This is a genomic window from Deltaproteobacteria bacterium (genome assembly GCA_005879535.1).
Taxonomy (GTDB): Bacteria; Myxococcota; Myxococcia; order Myxococcales; family 40CM-4-68-19; genus 40CM-4-68-19.
In genome coordinates, this window is the sequence record VBKI01000058.1 from 55525 (window position 1) to 72299 (window position 16775).

The window sequence follows — 16775 nt, forward strand, 5'->3', positions numbered from 1 at the left end:
CAAACCTAGGTCGGCATACCGAGCCGTGCCTCCACCGGCCGGACGGAGGGCTGCTCCAGCGCGGCGAGCGAGCGGGCGTAGTACGCGAGCAGATCGCGCGCCTGTCGATGCGCCCCGCAACACACGCGGCCGCCCGCCTGCTCGAGTACGCGACGCTGGACGAGCCGCTCGAGCCCCAACCGGACGATCTCCTCGACTTCCTCGGCCGCGAGCAGGTCGCCTTCGAACCGCGCCAGCTCCCGGGTGCGCGGAAGATCCTCGCGTAACGCCGCGCGCGCCGCCCGTTGCGGGTCGAACTCGCGCCCCAAGGCGAGCGGGACGCCGCCCTCTTCGAGGCGGGAGCGCACCTCGCGCACGCGGTCGACGAGATCGCCTGCGGCCGCGTCGCAGCCGAGGTCCAGGGCGGCACGGGCAACGAGCGACACCGGCGTCGCCGGGATGAGTCGGGCGATCCGATCCATGACCACCGCGGCGATCTCCTTCGCTCTCGCACGCCGCTGCTCGTCCGTCAGCCGCGACACCCCGCGCGATTGGGGCAGGTCGCGGAACCGGATGGGATCGCCGAACGCGAGCGCGACGTACCCGTGCCGCTGCAGCCTTCCCGCGGCGACACGGACGGCGTTCACGGCGACGCGCCAGGGAACGATCCACAGGAGTCGCAGCGCGCCCGCCACCTTTTCGGCGCGCGTCGGCGGATGCTCCCGACCGCGCAGCTCGGCAAGCAGCGCTTCGTCCTCGAGGACGCGGTCGTAGTTGATGCCCACCGGAACGAAGTACAGCTCCGACTCGTCGGTGAGCTGGATCAGCGCGTCGAGGAGGCCCACTTTGGGCGCGCGCAGCGCGCCGTCGCGCGTCAGTCCTCCTTCCGGAAAGATCCCCTGCGTGACCCCACGCCGGGTGATCAGCTGCAGGTACCTGCGCAACACCGTGTGGTAGAGCGGGTCGGGAAATCCGCGGCGAACGAAGAAGCCCCCGAACGCCCTGAACAGCGCGTCGAGCGGAAACACCCGGGCCCACTCGCCCACCGCGTAGCTGATGGCCACCCGGCGCGCGAGCGCCCAGCCGACGACGACGTAGTCGAAGTTGCTGCGGTGGTTGATGAGGAACACGGCAGTGGCGTCGTGCGGCAGCGGCGGGGGCGGTCTCACGATTACCGGCCGGTAGACGGCGCCGATGGCGGCGCGCGCGAGCCGCATGCCGAGCTGGAAGTAGGCTGCGAGCGAGAACGCCGGGACAATCTCGTCGATGTACTCCTCGACGCGCTGCCGCACCTCCGTCGGCCGCTCGCCGGCGTCGGCCGCCGCTTCCATCGCCCTCAGGATCGCGCGGTCGTTGAGCAGCTCCTCGCGCACCAGCTGCTTGCCGCCGAACTTGAAGAGGTCCACGCGGACCCCGTGCTCCTCCGCGTAGCTGCGCGCCTTGCGCCGCTGGGATTCACGCACCCGCCGCAGGATGCGGTAGCGCAGGAGCTCGTAGAGCGGCAGCGCGATCGCTATCGAGATCAGGACGCGCAGCATCCGTCGAGCTTATCATCCGTCGATGCTTCTTCCCCTTGGCGCGCTCTGGCTCGCCGCCCACGGCGCCTACCGCGCCTGGGGCTTTCGCTCTCGCCTGATCCGCGCGGGGGAGCGCAACCTCCACCTTTACGACCGGCGCGGAGCGGGTCGCGCTCCGCCGGTCCTGTTGGTGCACGGCATGGGCGGCAACGCGGCCGGCTTTCTGCCCATCGTGCGCGCGGTTGCCCGCGCGTCGCGCCGGGTCGTCGTCCTCGATCTGCCCGGCCACGGACGCTCGCCCCTCGGCCGGGGCCAGGCGCCGGCGACGATACTCGAGTGCGCCCAGGGCGTCGGAGCCGCGCTCCTCGAGTTGGAAGAGCCGGCGGTGCTCGTCGGGAGCTCCCTGGGAGGTGCCTTGAGCCTGTTCGCTGCCGCGATCCTCCCGGATCGAACGGCGGGCGTCGTGGGCTTGAACCCGGCGGGCGCGCCTCTGGCGGGCCCCGATCGCGAAGCCGTCGTGACGGCGTTTCGCGGCGGCAGCGTCGCCGCCGCCCTGGAGATGAACCGTCGCCTCTATCAGCGGCCCTCGCGGCTCGGCTGGCTCTTTGCCCGCGACCTCGGCCGACATTGGGCCTCTCCGCCGGTGCAGCAGTTCGTCTCCGAGATGGGCGCGGACATTCCCGGGATCGGCCTCGACGTGCTCGGCGACGTCCAAAGCCCCGTCCTCATCCTCTGGGGCGAAGGGGACCGCATCCTGCCCGCCTCCAGCGTCGAATACTTCCGGACGCACCTCCGGAACGGGACGGTGGAGACGATCCCGCATTGCGGCCACCTTCCGATGGTGGAGAGCAGCCGGTTCGTCGCGGCCCGAATTGCGCGCTTCCTCGCGGAGCTCTGATGTACGAGCCGGCGCGGTGGCTCTTCGGCCCCAATCTGATGACGATCTTCGGACCGCTCTTCCGGCCTGGCCCGCACGTTCCGGTGAGCCGCGAGCGCTGGGAGCTCTCGGACGGCGACTTCGTCGACGTGGACCGGATGGCGGGGCCGCGCGACGCGCCGTTGCTGGTCGCGCTGCACGGGCTCGAAGGCTCCAGCTCGGCGCATTACGTCCGCGGTCTCCTGGCGCAGGCGCGCATGCGCGGCTGGCGCGCGCTCGCGCTCAACTTTCGCGGCTGCTCCGGCGACATGAACCGGCTCGTCCGCTCGTATCACTCCGGAGAGACGGGCGACCTGTCGGAGCTGGTCCGCCGCGCGCAGGACGAGTCCGACCGCATCGTGCTCGCCGGCTTTTCCCTGGGCGGCAACGTCCTCGTGAAGTGGCTGGGTGAACTCGGCGATTCCGCGCCGCGCGAGATCAGAGCGGCGGTGGCGCTCAGCGTACCGTTCGATCTCGCGCTCTGCGCGCGGACCCTCGACGGTCCCGGGTTCTGGACCTGGCTCTACCGGACGCGATTCCTTCACTCGCTGAAGCGCAAGTCGCTGCAAAAGCTCCGCAAGTTTCCGGGTGCCGCGGACGAGGAGCGCGTCCGCCGCGCACGGACGCTGTTCGAGTTCGACGACGCGCTGACGGCGCGGCTCCACGGCTTTGCCGGCGCCGAGGACTATTACGCGCAGAGCTCCAGCGCCAATTACGTCGAGCGCGTGCGAGTCCCGCTCCTGCTCATCTCCGCCGAGGACGATCCGTTCATTCCGGCCCGATGCGTGCCTCGGACGACGACCCGCTCCGTCGAGGTGGAGCTGTCCGCTCGGGGCGGCCATCTGGGGTTCGTCGAAGGGCCGATCTGGAAACCGGGGTTCTACGCGGAGCGGCGGGCCATTGCATTCCTCGAAGAGCACGTGGAATCCCGGCCTTCCTAGGTTCAGATCCGGCGGCGGGCTGGCGCGTTCCCACCAGGCGGAGGTGCCCCATGCGCCGCACGTTCGTACTCTTCGCCCTCGCCTTTGCATCCCTTGCCGCCGCTACGGTGGCGGCGCTCGTCCGACCGGGTCGACCCGTCGAGCAGAAGCCCTCGCCGCCGCCTGCGTCGGTCGCTTCCGACGGAGCGCTGCGGATGCAGGCAGCGCTCGAGCGGCTCTATCTCCCCGAGAATCGAAGCACCACCGCATATCTCCAGGTCGATCTGTCCTCGGCCGCCGATCCCTCGGCCCGCCGGCGGATGCCCGTCAACGCCGTGTTGATCCTCGATCGGTCCGGATCGATGCGGGGCGTCAAGATCGAGCGCGCCCGCGATGCCGCGCGATCGCTGGTACAGGCCCTCGGTCCCGAGGACCGCCTCGCCATCGTGGAGTTCTCGAGCGACCCCACGGTGCTCGTCGCCTCGACTCCGGTCTCCGCCGAGGCGCGCGCCAGGGCCCTCGCGGCGATCGAGGGGGTCGAGGCCGTCGGCGGGACCAACATGTCAATGGCCTTCGACGCCGCGGCGCCCCAGCTCGCGCGGGGTCGCGCCCAGGGACGCGCCGACAAGGTATTCCTCGCTTCCGACGGACAGGCCAACGCAGGTATCGCCGATCGCGCCGGCCTGCTCGCGCTCGCGCGGCGCGACTTCGCCCCCGCGACGCTCTCCACCTTCGGCATCGGCGACGATTACGACGAGGATCTCATGTCCGCCCTGGCAGCGCAGGCCGGCGGGCGCGCCCGCTACATCGACTCGCCGCAGATGCTGGCCGGCGCCTTTCGCGACGAGCTGAGCCGTGCGGCTTCCCTGGTGGCGCGCGGCGTGCGCGTGCGCATCGCCGGGCTGCATGGCGCGTCGCTCGAGCGCGTATTCGGGTACGAGCCGGAAGCTGACGGCTGGGTGCGCCTGCCCGACTTCGCCGCCGGCGAAGAGCGCCGGGTGCTGATCAAGCTCGCCATCCCGGCGGGCCGGGGCCTCGCGGACATCGCCGCCATCGAGCTGGCCTTCGAGGACGTCCGCGGTGTCCAGCGGGGGGCACGGACGATGGCGCAGGCGACGTTCACTTCCGACGCGTCGCTGCTGGCGCTGGCGCCGACCGCCGCCGCGGTCTCGGGCGCGCGCGCGGAAATGGCGGAGCTTGCCGGTCAGGCCGCCCGCTTGCAGGAAGACGGCCGGCGCGCGGAAGCGAGGGCGCGCATCGAGGCCATGAGCCGGATCGCGAAGGACACCGCGCAGACCGTGCCCGCAAGCGCGCCGGCATTCAGGCAGCTCTCCAGCGAGTACCAGATCGGCGTCTCCAACATCGACGCGCCCGGCGACGCCGCCAGCAAGAGAATCAAGGAAAATCTCTTCGACGTCGTTCGCGCGCCGGTGGCGGGCTGGTGAGCGTCATGGATGTCCGCTTCGAGGATTCACGGCTGTTCGAGCGCGCCGCAGCTTCGTTCGCCATCGGCGGCGCCGCGGGCGGAGTTGCGGGATCGCTCGCGATGGCCGCGACAGGAAGCGCCTTGGCGATACTCCTGCTGCTGCGGCCGGAAAAGGCCTGCCTGGGCCGCTGGGCGGCGGCGGCGGGCTGCTGTGCGGCGGTGGCCATCTGCTGGCAGGTCGCTCCGCTCGCGGGGTCGCCGGCCGCTTGTGGCGCGATGCTCGGCCTCCTGCTCACGATTGTCCGCCGCGACGTTGCCGCGGAGCGCGGGGCGGCACCCCTTTCACCCTTCGCCGTCGCGCTTGCCGCGGGCCTCTCCGCTTGCGCCGTCGTGACGGGCGCCGCGACGCTGCCGCATCTGTCGGCCGCCCTGGCGACGATCGGTCCCACCTGGGTCGCGGGAGCCCTGTGCGGTGGCGCGCTTGGCCTGTGGACGGCCCTCGCCGCCGCGCCTCTCCACGTCCGCCTCGGCGGCGACGCCATCGAGGAACGATTCGCGGCGCTCCGGCTCTCGCTGGCCCCTGAGTTGCGGGCGCTCGCCGAGCGCGCCGTGATCGCGCGCCGGAATGCATCTCGCGCCGTTCCGGAGGGAGCGGGCGCGGAGGTCCGGGCTCCCATCGACTCGCTCACCGCCGCGGCGCTCGATCTGGCCGCGCGGGCTGCCGAGGTTTCGCGCGCGTCGGCCCCGGAGACAGAGGAACATCTGCGCCAGCGCATCTCCGATCTGGCGCAGCGGGCGGAATCTTCGGGCGATGGCCCGGCGAAGCAGAGCTACCTGCGCGCCGCCGACGCGCTCTCCTCGCAGCTCGAGCACCTCCAGCGCGTCCGCCGCGTGCGGGAGCGCGCGCTGGCGCGGCTGCACGAGGAGGTCGCCAATCTCGAGCGCGCCGGATTCGCGCTCACGCTCCTGGACGCCCCCGGGAGCGCGGCGGAGCTGCAACTGCTCCACGAGCGATTGCGGGACGGCGCGACGGTGCTGGAGGAAACCGGGGAGATCGCCGCTCCTGCGATTCGCGCGCGGCTGGAGTAGGCTGCCCCGGTGGCCGACGCCTGGAGTCCGGTCCAGTACGAGCGTTTCCGCGCCGAGCGCACGCAGCCGTTCTGGGACCTCGCCGCGCTCGTCGAGGCCCGCCCGGGAATGCGCGTCGCGGATCTGGGTTGCGGCACGGGTGAGCTGACGGCGCAACTGCACCAGAAGCTTCAGGCGCGGGAGACCATCGGCATCGACTCCTCGGCGGCCATGCTGGCAAAGGCGCCGCAGCTGTCCGGCATCCGGTTCGAGCTGCGCGACATCGCCGGGTTCGAGGCGCAGCCCAAGGTCGATCTGATCTTCAGCAACGCCGCGCTGCACTGGGTACCGGATCATCCCGGCCTTTTGCGGCGGCTCACCCTTGCGCTGGCCCCGGGCGGTCAGCTCGCCGTGCAGATGCCGATGACGGACGACCAGATCACGCACGTGACGGCGTACGAGATGGCCCGTGCTCCGGAGTTCCGGCGGCTGCTGGACGGATACGAGCGTCGCGCTCCCCTGATGGAGCCGGTTCGCTACGCGGGCTGGCTGCACCGGCTGGGCTACGTGCGGCAGCACGTCCGGGTGGCGGTCTACGTGCACCTGCTCGAGTCCCGCGACGAAGTCGTGGAGTGGGTCCGGGGGGCGCTGTTGACCGAATACCAGAAGCGGCTCGCGCCGGCGGACTGGGAACGCTTCCTCGCGCGCTACCGGCAGATGCTGATCCCGCAGCTCGAGGACGAGCGGCCGTACTTCTATACGAATCCGCGGATTCTCATCTGGGGAGCCCTTCCCTGACCTGTGCGTCTCAAGCTAAAAAATAAGCGGGCGCCGCGAAGCGCCCGCCAGTGTTCCCGTCCGATGTGCGAGCTTAGATGCCGGACCGGTGCACGAACGAGGTGTCGGGAACCGGATCGCTGCGCGAATTAACACGGTCGCCAGCGGGGAGACAAGCCCCTACACCCACACTGGAATCGGCGGTCGCGACGAAATCGAACCCATCGTCAGGAATTCGCTAACGAATTCCAGTCATGCGCGCGCGGGCTTCGGCGAGCGCCCGGTGGATCTCCTCGAGCGCATTGCGGCTTTGCGCAGCCGCTTCGGCATCGGCGTGCGCGGCGAACAATTCCTCGGCGAGGCGGTCGCGGTCGGCTCGCGCGCCGAGCAGCTCCTTCCGGGTCTCGTCGCGCTCCAGGACGCGGTCGCGCAGTTCCGCCGCGAGCCGCTGCAGTGCCTCGCGAACCTGCGCGGTCTCCGCGCGCGACTTCTGCGCCTCTTCGGCGGACGCGGCGGAGCGGGATTTCTCCTCGCGCAGCTCGCGGGTGAGGCGCGCGACCTGGGCAAGGGCGCCGTCGCGCTCCGCCTCGAGGAGATCGAGGTCGCCACGCAGCGCGCGAATCTCGGCGGCGCGCGATTCCAGATCGGCGACGAGACGAAGGCAATCGGCGCGCTGATCGCGGGATTCGTCGGCCGCCGTCCGCAGGGCGGTGAGGGCGGCATCGAGATCGGACTTCAGGCGCGCGTTGAATTCGGCCGCCTTGGCCAGGTCCGTGGTGAGCGCGTGAGCGAGCCCGGTGACCTCGGCGATGGTGGGCGCGATCGTCCGGCGCGCGGCGCGCTTCGCGGGTGCCGACTCGACCTTGACGGTCTGGACCGGCTGCGCGAGCGGTTCCGTGACCGCAGCGATTGGCGCGAGCGGGAGCTGGCCCGCCGGATCGGGAGCGATGCCGGATTCCGCAACTTCGGCCGCTGCCACCTGCTGGGCTTCCGCCATTTGCTCGGCTTCCGCCATCTGTTCATCGAAGGCGTGCCCGAGGCGGACCCTGGGGCGGACCTTGGGGACGTTCTCCTCGAAGCTGCGCTTCATGCGCTCTCCACCGCCTTGAGGCGCACCGGCGCGCCGACGCGCGCCTGCACCTCGTCGAGGACCGCCTGGATGTCCTGGGCGCCCTTGCTCTCCGCGTCGTAGGCGAAGATGGGAATGCCTTCGCTCGAGGCCTGCGCGAACTTGGTGCACTGCCGGATCACCTGCTTGAGCAGGAACTCCGGATAGTGCTTCTCCAGCGCCTCCCGAGCTTCCTTGGCGATCTTGTACGTCGCGTTGTACGCGTTGATCACGATGAAGATGTGGTCGAGCACGTGCTGGAGGTCCTCTTCCAGCCCCTGCACCGTCTCGAAGAGGAGCTTGAGGCCGTGGAAGGAGAGGAAGTCGGGGAGCACGGGCACGAACAGGTCGTGCGCAGCCATCAGCGCGTTCAGGTTGAGCAGCCCGAACGACGGTGGGGCGTCGAGGACCGCGTAGTCGTACCTTCCTTCCACTTCCTTGAGGACGTTGCGCAGCCGGAACTCGCGCGCCGCCAGCGGCATCAGCGAGAGGTCGATGGTGCTCATCGTGAGATTCGAGGGCACGAGGTCGAGGCCTGGCATGCCGGTTTTCAGGATCACGGTCTCCACCGGCTCCTTCTTGATGATGGCGTCGAACAGCGTCCTGTCCGCCTCCTCGCCGCAGATCCCCAGGCACTTGCTGGCGTGGCCCTGCGAGTCGAGATCGATCACCAGGACGCGGTGGCCCATCTCCGCCAGCCGGAACGCGTAGCTGGTGGAGACGGAAGTCTTGCCGGTGCCTCCCTTGAAATTGAGGAAGAGCTGGCGGCGCAAGGTCCTTCGCGGCGGGACGCGGTTGAGCGCCGCGCGAGCGGCGGCCAGATCCTGCATCGAGTAGGACACCTTCTGGGTGGGCCCGCCCGGTGGGACGGTGGAATGGACGGCGCCACGGTCCTCGGCCTCGGCCAGCTCGCGCACGGAGAGCCCCAATACTTCGGCCAGCCGGCGGCCCGAGTAGCGGATCTGCTCCATCAACGAGACCCTCCTTCCAGCACGAGCCGCCTCAGCGCCGCCCGCACCGGATCGCGCGGCTGCGCCGGCGTCCCCGCCTCCGGCGCGGGCGCCTGCTCCGGCGGAGGCGAAGGCGCTTCCGTCCGGGCTGCCGCGGCGGCTCCGCGGACGGTGGCATCTTCGTCCGCCGCGAGCCTGCCCGCCAGATCCTCGACGCCCAGCGCGACCGCCAGCGCCGCGGCGCGGCGGCGCACGGCGGGCGTCGCGTCGCTTGCCGCGTTTTCGAGCGCTACCCGGGCTCGCGCCGGGATGGCCGCCAGCGCGTCCAGCGCGGCAAGTCGCACGAGGGCAGGCTCGGATGCAGCCTGCAGTTGCGCGACCATCTCGGCAGCGCCTTCTCCGCCGCAGGCGGCGAGCGCCTTCGCCAGGTGCGCACGCGTCTTCGCGTCCGTCTCCACCGCCAGCGCGGAGGCGATGGCCGGCGCGGCCGCGGCGATCGGGGCGGCGACGAGATGACGCGCTGCCTGTTCGCGTCGTCCGGGATCGGGGCTGGCGAGGCTTCGCAGGCACTGATCGGCGAGCGCCTGCGCGGCGGCGGAGACGCTCGTCGGCTTTGGCGTGGCGAAATGCGTGGTGGGCGCCGGAAGAGGCGGCGGCAGAGGAGGAGGGGTGGCGAGCCGTCCCTCCGCCCACATCCGCCGCGCTTCCCGCACCGGCTCTGCCGTGCGCCTCGGCTCCGGCAGCGGTGAGGGTCGCGCGCCCTCCAATGCCGGCGGAGCGATGCCGGCCTCAGCGAGCAGCGCCTCGCACTTCTTCTGGTAGTCGCGCAGCGCGATCACTTCACCGCGCAGCTCACTGATGAACTGCGCCAGCGCCGGATCGTCGTCGCTCGAGCGCGCCTGCGCGATCATCTCTGCGACCCAGCGTTCCCGCTCGGCCCGCGATCGCGAAAGCTCCGCGCGCGCCTGCTCCAGCTCGGCCGCGAGCGTGACCGCGCGCCGCCGCTCGATCTCGATCGCGCCCGCGTCGACGGCATGGTGTGCGGGGCGTGCGAGCAACGCGGAGAGACGGGCGCGTTCGGCCTCGAGCTCCGCGCTCTGCAGCCGCGCGGCTTTGGCGACGCCTCCCGCCGCGCGCGCTTCTTCTTCGGCCTCCGCGCGGCCCTTTTCGGCGTTGGCACAGCGGCTATGCGCCGCGGCGAGATCGCCCGCCAGCTCGGAGATCCGCCACTCGAAGAAGACGATCTTTTCCAACGCGGCGCGCAGCAAATCCGCTGCCGCCGGTTGGCCCGTTGCGTCGTGCTCACCGTCCGCCAAGGCGCCTCCGGGATGGATCGCGAGTAGCGTATCTTGAGTGGATCGGTTGAGTCAAGCCGCCAGCCGCTGCCCGGCGAAAGGCGCGGCCAGCCGCTGCCGTGCCGAAGGCGCGGCTCTGCGGCTGTAGCTTTTAGACAGTACCGTCTGGGAAAGAGTGAGGCGCGGGCTGCCCCCCAGCCGCCCGCGCCCCACAGACGTCAGCGCCACGCCCCCCGCGACGCCGACCCCCTCGAGCGCTTTCGCACCCCCGCGCGAAAGCGGGTTGGTCCCCTCGCCGCCGACATCCGGACGTGGAGCAAGCAGCATGCCTGCACGGAAGGCCCGCGCCGCCGTGCGTTCGCGGACAGGGGCAGAAAAAAGCGGTCCCGGATGGGAATTCGCGTTCTTCCGGCAGGGAAAATCCAGAGCAAGCTCGCTATGCTGCCTCACGGCCGGCGCTGCGCGCCAGCGCTGGAAGCTCGGCGAGAAGGCGCTCGCGGCGCTTCGACAGCGAGAGAGGCGGCGCCTCGTGCGGCGAGGCCGTTCCCAAGGGCGCTACGAACAGCGCTCCCATCCATTCCTGCGCGCCTGCCCTGCGCGCCCGCGCCGCGAGATCGACGAGCAGCGCCGCGTCCAACGCCCGCGCGGCCAGATACAGCGCGAGCTGTCCTCGCAGCTCCAGCGAAAGCTCGAAGGCGCCTCCTGCCCAGGCGCATCCGAGGCCCATTTCCGAAGTGCGATCGGGTCCGCCCCAGAGCCGCGCGCCGCGCTCCTCCGCGCGGGTGGACAACGAGGCGCTGCCGGTGAGCTGGATGCCTTCCAGCGCGAGCACCTCGGCGAGGGTTTCGCGGAGCACGTCTTCCGGACCGACGATTCCGGCACCGGCGAGGGGCAGCGACCGCTCCTCGAAGAGGGCGGAGATCCCCGGCGCGCAGAGCGCGGCGTCACGACCTGCCGCGACGAAGGAGCAGCCTGCCTCCGCGGCGGCTGCGGCATAGACGACCCCCGGTGTCACCGAATCAGCGCTCTCCTCCAGCGCGAGGCGCACCTCGGCGGCGGTGAAGGCAGGCTTCGCCGGCGGAACGCCCAAGCCGGGAACGGTGCAGATGACGACGCCGCGCGAGCAGCGATGATGCGCGAGGAAGCCGCGCAGATCTTCCGCGAGGGCATCGGCGAGATGACGCCGCGTGGGCGTTTCGCGGCCGCCGAGCATGCCCTGGATCTTCCGCAGCTCCGGGCGCAGCTCGTCGACCAGCGAACGGTTGACGAGCCCCGCGCGCAACGCGGCGCGGTACGCATCGTCCTCGCGGATCTCGAACGCGCCGAGCACCAGGTCGCCAAGCTCGGCGAAGGGTGCCCGGTCGCGCAGCGGCACGAGGCCGCTGCCAGGAGACCGTCCGGTGCCGCCTGCCTCCACGAGGCTGCCGAACGGATGTACCAGGTGGGCACGCGCGGCGAGGATTCCGGTGAGAAGAGACGTTCCCACTCCGCCGAGGCCGACGACCACCAACCCGACCGGACCCGCCGTTTCCATTGCCGCCTCCACCAATCGGGCAGGCGCTTTCTGCGCCTCCCGGCGGGGTGTGCAGCGTCCGTGCCATTGTCAACGCGCGGCAGACCGGGTAGAACCCCGCACCCTTTCGTTCAGGAGCATTCGCCAGATGGCAGAGACGAAGACCGACCGCCGCAAGAGCAAGGCCCCGGAGGCGAAGGCCAAGGCCCCGCAGGCGAAGGGCAAGGAAGGCCTGAAGTGCGGCATCGAGGGATGCAAGCGCGCGTACCAGGCGAAGGGCTACTGTTTCTTCCACTACGACAAGTGGAAGAACGGCGAGCTTCCAAAGGCGCGCTACAAGACGTGCAGCAAGGAGGGTTGCCACAAGAAAGTGGTCGCCCATGGGCTCTGCGCGGAGCACCAGAAGAACAAGACCGGCGAGGCCGCCGCCGCCGCTGCGCCTGTGGCACCGCCGGCTCCGCCCGCGGCGCCGGCCTAGTCCCGCCGCGTCCGCTGCAGCTGCGCGACCGCCGCGAGCAGCAGCTCCACCTCGCGCTGCGTCGGTCGCGCGCGCCGCGCCAGGGAGAGCAGCTCGTCGAGCACGAGATCGGGCTGCTGCGGGTTGAGAAAGTCCGACGCCAGCAAAAGCGCGCGCGCCCTCTCGCGCAGGAGGGAGAGAAGGCGCTCTGGAGCCAGCGGCTCCTCCGGTGGAATCGGCGGCGAGGCAGTGCCGCGCGCTCTCAGAATCTCCCAACCGAACACCAGCACCGCCTGCGCCAGATTCAGCGACGACTTCTGTGCCGTGGGGATGGTTGCGACGGCGGCAGCTCGCTGCAGGTCGCGATTCGTCAGGCCGCGCACCTCGTCGCCGAATACCAGCGCGCAGGTCCCCGGACACGACAGCAGCCGGGCCGCAGTCTGATCCGGAGCCAGAGCGCCCGGCACGGTGCGGCCCGTCGTCATCACGACGTCCAGGCAGTCGGCCAGCGCCTCGTCGAGCGTACGGACGACCCGCATCCGCTCGAGGACCGCGTCCGCTCCCGCTGCGAGCTTCGCCGCTTGCCCGCGGTCGAAGCCGAGCGGTTCGACGACCCAAAGCGCTCCGGCGCCGGTATTGGCCAGCGCCCGCGCCGCGGCGCCGATGTTCTGCGAGCTGCGCGGCCGGTTGAGGACGAATCGCAAGTGCACATGCGCTATCTTGCGCCGTTCCGGAGGACCCGCAATGGACGAGACCCTGAGCGCCCAGCTTCCTTACACGCTGCGCGAGGCCGATTTCCCGCTGCTGGGCGAGCTCTACCGGGGCAAGGTGCGCGACAACTATTCGAAGGGCGATCGGATCGTGATGATCACTACCGACCGGCTCAGCGCTTTCGACCGGGTCCTCACCACCATCCCGTTCAAGGGCGAGATCCTCAACCGCCTGACCGCGTTCTGGTTCGAGAAGACGAAGGACATCGCGCCCAACCACCTCCTCGACGTGCCGGATCCCAGCGTGCTCGTAGTGCGGCGGCTGAAGCCGCTGGCGGCGGAGATGGTCGTGCGCGGCTACCTCACCGGGTCGCTCTGGCGCGACTACCAGGCGGGAAAGGGCGCGAAGGCATACGGCATCGAGCTGCCGCGCGAGATGCGCAAGGACCAGAAGTTCGAGCGGGCCATCCTGACGCCCAGCACCAAGGAGGAGGTGGGCAAACACGACGAGCCGATCTCGCCGAAAGAGCTGGTCGGCCGTGGAACGATTTCGCAGAAGCAGTGGGACCAGATGGCCCGCATCGCTCTGGATCTGTTCGCGGCGGGCCAGGCGTGGGCGAAACAGCGCGGTCTGATCCTGGTGGACACCAAGTACGAGTTCGGCGTCGATGCCCAGGGCAAGCTGTGGGTCATCGACGAGATCCACACCGCGGACTCGAGCCGCTACTGGATCGCCGACGGCAGCGAGGAGCGCTTTCGCCGCGGCGAGGACCAGAAGATGCTCGACAAGGAGTTCTTCCGGCAGTGGCTGATCCGCGAGCGCAACTACCAGGGCGAGGGCCCGCTGCCGCAGATTCCCGACGAGGTGCGGGTGCAGCTCGCCGGCAGGTACGTAGACCTGGCGAAGACGCTCACCGGAGAGCCGCCGAAACTGGTGGTCGGCGATACCCGCGCGCGCATCGAGAAGGCCTTGCGCGCCGGCAAGTATCTGTAAGAAGGGGTTCTGCAACAGAGCGAAACACTGCCGCAACGGCCCCGCAAAGGGCGCTTCGTACTCCATCTCCAAGGAGGAATACGATGGTGAAAAAGATTCTCATTGGAGTGGGAGCATTGGCGCTCTTGATCGCGGCGGGAGCCGCGTGGGCGCACGGCCGAGGCGGCCGGTTCATGATGAAGCAGATGATCACGCAGCGGATCGCCGAAGCGGAGGACTTCATCCAGGCGACTCCGCAGCAGCGGACGGTGATCGAGCAGTCGCGCGACGTCATCCTCGGCGCGTTGCAGTCCAACGCGCAGGCGCGGCGCGGCTCGCATCAGAACATCGTTGCAATCCTGACGAGCCCCACGCTGAGCGAACCCGAGCTCCACGCGCTGGCCAACGACCACGTGGCGCAGATGCAGAAGCTGGCGGACGTGATCATCCCGGAGATCAAGAAGGTCCACGACGTCCTGACGACGGATCAGCTGAGCAAGCTGGCGACGAAGGCGCAGCAGATGCACCAGAAGCACCAGCAGAATCAGGGAGGGTTCGGCGGCCCCGGACAGTGATGGTCAAGGCGCTTCTCATCGAAGACGATCGCAAGCTCGCCGCCCTGCTGGTCGAATTTCTCGGCCAGCACGGCGTCGAGGCGATCATTGCCGGCGACTCGGGGCAGGCGCTCCAGCACCTGGGCGCGAGCCGCTTCGACATCCTGCTGCTCGACCTGATGCTGCCAGGGATGGATGGGCTCACGCTGGCGCGGAAGGTCCGCGAGCGCTCGAACACGCCTATCATCATGGTGACGGCGCGCGGAGACGATGCGGACAAGATCGTGGGGCTGGAGCTGGGAGCGGACGACTACCTGGCGAAGCCGTTCAACCCGCGGGAGCTGCTGGCGCGCATCCGGGCAGTGCTGCGGCGGGCCGAGCCCGGCGATGCGCCGCGGTTCCACTCGGGCGGGCTGGTGATCGATTTCTCCGCCCGCGAAGTGAGCGTCGACGGCAAGCGACAGTTGCTCACCGCGCACGAATACGAGCTGCTCTGCGCGCTGGCGCGCAACTCCGGCCGCGTGCTCACCCGCGATCAACTGCTGGAGGAGATGAAGGGCGATCACGCCGACGACGCCTTCGATCGGAGCATCGATGTGCACGTCTCGCGGCTGCGGCAGAAGATCGAGACGGATCCGCGCCATCCGCGATACGTGAAGACGGTGCGCGGGGCGGGGTATCTGCTGGCCCGGGAGTCCTGAGTGCACCCGCGGCGCCTGTACCTGCGCCTCTATCTCGCGTTTCTGGGCGTCCTGCTCGCGGTGGGCCTGGTGTTCGCCGCCATCGGGTTTCTGACCGGGCGGCCCTTTCTGGCGCTGCATCGCGGCGGCCCGAGGTTCGCCGCTCATCTCGGACGGATGCTTCCGCCGCCCGCCGATCCGGTCGGCCTGCAGCGGGCAGTCGCGCTCATCAACGAAGAGCTCGGAATGGATGCGACCGTCCTCGGTCCGGGCGGCGAGGTGATCTCCACCGCGGGCAACCCGATCGCGCTGCCCGACGCCGATGTGCTGGAACGGGCGCGGCAGGGCGCAATCTCGACGGGGCGCGGCATCGTCGCCGCCCCCGCACGCGGAGGAGCAGTGCTGATGGTGCGCCTGCCGCTGCCGGAGGGGGCCGTGCGGAGGGCGGCGATCCGCGCCGCGCTCCTTTTGCTCGGCGCCCTCGCCGTTTCCCTCGCCCTGGTCTATCCGCTCTCGAAATCGATCACGCGGCCGCTGGAAAAGCTCACCTCCGTCGTCGAGGCCTATGGCCGCGGCGATCTCTCCCGCAGGAGCGGGCTCGGCGATCTCCAGGACGAGGTGGGCCGCCTGGCGCGCAGCTTCGACGAGATGGCCGACCGGATCCAGGCGGCGCGGAGAGCGGAGAAGGAGCTGCTCGCGAACGTCTCACACGAGCTGCGCACGCCGCTGGCGCGGATCAAGGTGGCGCTCGAGCTCATCGATGCGCCGGGGGAGGGTGTCCGCAGGCGGCTATCGGCGATCGGCGAGGAGGTGGACGAGCTCGACCAGTTGGTCGCCGACATCCTGACGGCGTCGCGGCTCGATCTGGCGGCCTTGCCGCTGCGGAAGGTGCGCACCGACGTCGCCACGCTGGTCGAGAAGGCGCGGGTGCGCGCGGCGGCGCTGGATCCGAACCTGCCCATCGACGTGCGCGTCGAACCCGCGCTGGTGGTCGAAGCGGACGAAGCGCTGCTCTCGCGGGCGCTCGACAACCTGCTCGACAACGCGCGGAAGTATGCCAACGGCAGCCCGGTGGACGTGACGGCGAGGCGCGAAGGGCAGGAGGCCATCATCAGCGTGCGCGATCACGGCCCGGGCATTCCTGCGAACGACTTGCCGCGCGTGTTCGAGCCCTTCTTCCGCGGCGAAGGCGCACCGGGCCTTGCCGCCGGCTTCGGCCTCGGACTCGCGCTCGCGCGGCGGGTGGCGGAAGCACACGGTGGAGCGGCGCGGGCGCAGAACGCGGAGGGCGGAGGCGCGCGGCTCGAGCTGCGACTCCCTCTCACGACAGGTACGGTCTGAAAGCTATGGCCGCGGATGCGGCCCCGGCGGGCTGACCGTGGCCGGCGGCGCGGCCAGCAGCTGATGGAGTAGCTCCCGCGCCGTCCGGGCGCGGACGAGGCGCAACGGAGGCCGCACGAAGCCTTCCGAGTTCATGTGCTCGATGAAGGCGACGAGCGGCGCGAAGTAGCCGTCGACGTCGAGGAGACCGATGGGCTTCTCGTGCAGGCCGAGCTGCCCCCAGGTGATGGCCTCGAACAGCTCGTCCATGGTGCCGCAACCACCGGGGAGGGCGACGACGGCGTCGGAAAGAGCGGACATCACCGCCTTGCGCTCGTGGAGCGATCCCACGATGCGCATCTCGGTGAGCCCGGTATGCGCGACCTCCCGGCTGGTCAGCGCCCGCGGCAGGACGCCCACCACTTCGGCTCCGCCGGCGAGGGCGGCGTCGGCGCACGCGCCCATCAGACCGCAGGCGGCTCCCCCGTAGACCATCGCGTGCCCGCGGCGCGCGATTTCCGCGCCCAGCTCGCGCGCAGCGATCAGGTACGACTCGCGAGCGCCGTCGTTCGACCCGGCGAAGACGCAGATGCGCTCCATGGGATGGAAACT

General features: G+C 70.4%; 17 protein-coding genes. 10 read left to right on the forward strand and 7 right to left on the reverse strand.

The features are described from left to right. Positions 1-5 precede the first annotated feature (5 nt). A complete protein-coding gene (locus E6J58_09035; protein ID TMB38376.1) occupies positions 6-1517 on the reverse strand; it encodes a hypothetical protein in 1512 nt (503 codons plus the stop codon). Positions 1518-1539: 22 nt separating this feature from the next. On the opposite strand from E6J58_09035, the gene E6J58_09040 reads away from it, so the two are divergent. Genes E6J58_09040 through E6J58_09060 form a run of 5 tightly spaced genes read left to right on the forward strand, consistent with a single transcriptional unit; the run spans position 1540 to position 6624 of the window. After that, entirely contained in the window at positions 1540-2394 is an 855-nt protein-coding gene (locus E6J58_09040; protein TMB38377.1) for an alpha/beta fold hydrolase, read from the forward strand. Further along, the gene (locus E6J58_09045; GenBank protein TMB38378.1) at positions 2394-3353 is read left to right on the forward strand and encodes an alpha/beta fold hydrolase; all 960 of its coding nucleotides are present in this window, start codon (positions 2394-2396) and stop codon (positions 3351-3353) included. The genes E6J58_09040 and E6J58_09045 overlap by 1 nt, the downstream gene beginning before the upstream one ends. Positions 3354-3403: 50 nt before the next feature. Next, complete coding sequence (locus tag E6J58_09050; protein TMB38379.1) at positions 3404-4777, forward strand: VWA domain-containing protein; 1374 nt, start codon at positions 3404-3406, stop codon at positions 4775-4777. Continuing rightward, positions 4774-5847 carry a hypothetical protein gene (locus E6J58_09055; GenBank protein TMB38380.1) on the forward strand — a complete coding sequence of 358 codons (1074 nt, stop codon included), beginning with the start codon at positions 4774-4776 and terminating at the stop codon, positions 5845-5847. The genes E6J58_09050 and E6J58_09055 overlap by 4 nt, the downstream gene beginning before the upstream one ends. Positions 5848-5856: 9 nt before the next feature. Beyond that, the gene (locus E6J58_09060; GenBank protein TMB38381.1) at positions 5857-6624 is read left to right on the forward strand and encodes a methyltransferase domain-containing protein; all 768 of its coding nucleotides are present in this window, start codon (positions 5857-5859) and stop codon (positions 6622-6624) included. Between the two features lie 217 nt (positions 6625-6841). Here the strand turns inward: E6J58_09060 and E6J58_09065 are convergent, their stop codons facing one another. The 4 genes from E6J58_09065 to E6J58_09080 all read right to left on the reverse strand — a co-directional run bounded on the left by E6J58_09065 (position 6842) and on the right by E6J58_09080 (position 11490). After that, positions 6842-7693 carry a hypothetical protein gene (locus tag E6J58_09065; GenBank protein ID TMB38382.1) on the reverse strand — a complete coding sequence of 284 codons (852 nt, stop codon included), beginning with the start codon at positions 7691-7693 and terminating at the stop codon, positions 6842-6844. After that, positions 7690-8682 (reverse strand): ParA family protein, encoded by a 993-nt coding sequence (locus tag E6J58_09070; protein TMB38383.1) that lies wholly within the window; start codon positions 8680-8682, stop codon positions 7690-7692. Before E6J58_09070 ends, E6J58_09065 begins: the two co-directional genes overlap by 4 nt. Beyond that, entirely contained in the window at positions 8682-9977 is a 1296-nt protein-coding gene (locus tag E6J58_09075; GenBank protein TMB38384.1) for a hypothetical protein, read from the reverse strand. The genes E6J58_09070 and E6J58_09075 overlap by 1 nt, the downstream gene beginning before the upstream one ends. A gap of 415 nt (positions 9978-10392) precedes the next feature. Next, positions 10393-11490 (reverse strand): hypothetical protein, encoded by a 1098-nt coding sequence (locus E6J58_09080; GenBank protein TMB38385.1) that lies wholly within the window; start codon positions 11488-11490, stop codon positions 10393-10395. A 127-nt stretch (positions 11491-11617) separates the two neighbouring features. On the opposite strand from E6J58_09080, the gene E6J58_09085 reads away from it, so the two are divergent. Beyond that, complete coding sequence (locus tag E6J58_09085; protein TMB38386.1) at positions 11618-11947, forward strand: hypothetical protein; 330 nt, start codon at positions 11618-11620, stop codon at positions 11945-11947. Here the strand turns inward: E6J58_09085 and E6J58_09090 are convergent. After that, positions 11944-12672 carry an RNA methyltransferase gene (locus tag E6J58_09090; protein TMB38387.1) on the reverse strand — a complete coding sequence of 243 codons (729 nt, stop codon included), beginning with the start codon at positions 12670-12672 and terminating at the stop codon, positions 11944-11946. The genes E6J58_09085 and E6J58_09090 overlap by 4 nt on opposite strands. Between E6J58_09090 and E6J58_09095 the strand changes: the two genes are divergently transcribed. The 4 genes from E6J58_09095 to E6J58_09110 all read left to right on the forward strand — a co-directional run bounded on the left by E6J58_09095 (position 12671) and on the right by E6J58_09110 (position 16184). Then, on the forward strand, positions 12671-13630 hold the full coding sequence (locus E6J58_09095) for a phosphoribosylaminoimidazolesuccinocarboxamide synthase (GenBank protein ID TMB38388.1): 960 nt from the start codon (positions 12671-12673) through the stop codon (positions 13628-13630). The two genes, E6J58_09090 and E6J58_09095, sit on opposite strands and share 2 nt — an antisense overlap. A gap of 83 nt (positions 13631-13713) precedes the next feature. After that, entirely contained in the window at positions 13714-14184 is a 471-nt protein-coding gene (locus tag E6J58_09100) for a hypothetical protein (GenBank protein TMB38389.1), read from the forward strand. Beyond that, positions 14184-14864 carry a response regulator transcription factor gene (locus E6J58_09105; protein ID TMB38390.1) on the forward strand — a complete coding sequence of 227 codons (681 nt, stop codon included), beginning with the start codon at positions 14184-14186 and terminating at the stop codon, positions 14862-14864. The genes E6J58_09100 and E6J58_09105 overlap by 1 nt, the downstream gene beginning before the upstream one ends. Next, positions 14865-16184 (forward strand): HAMP domain-containing histidine kinase, encoded by a 1320-nt coding sequence (locus E6J58_09110; GenBank protein ID TMB38391.1) that lies wholly within the window; start codon positions 14865-14867, stop codon positions 16182-16184. A gap of 3 nt (positions 16185-16187) precedes the next feature. Here the strand turns inward: E6J58_09110 and E6J58_09115 are convergent, their stop codons facing one another. After that, a complete protein-coding gene (locus E6J58_09115; protein TMB38392.1) occupies positions 16188-16763 on the reverse strand; it encodes a TIGR00730 family Rossman fold protein in 576 nt (191 codons plus the stop codon). Positions 16764-16775: the final 12 nt, after the last annotated feature.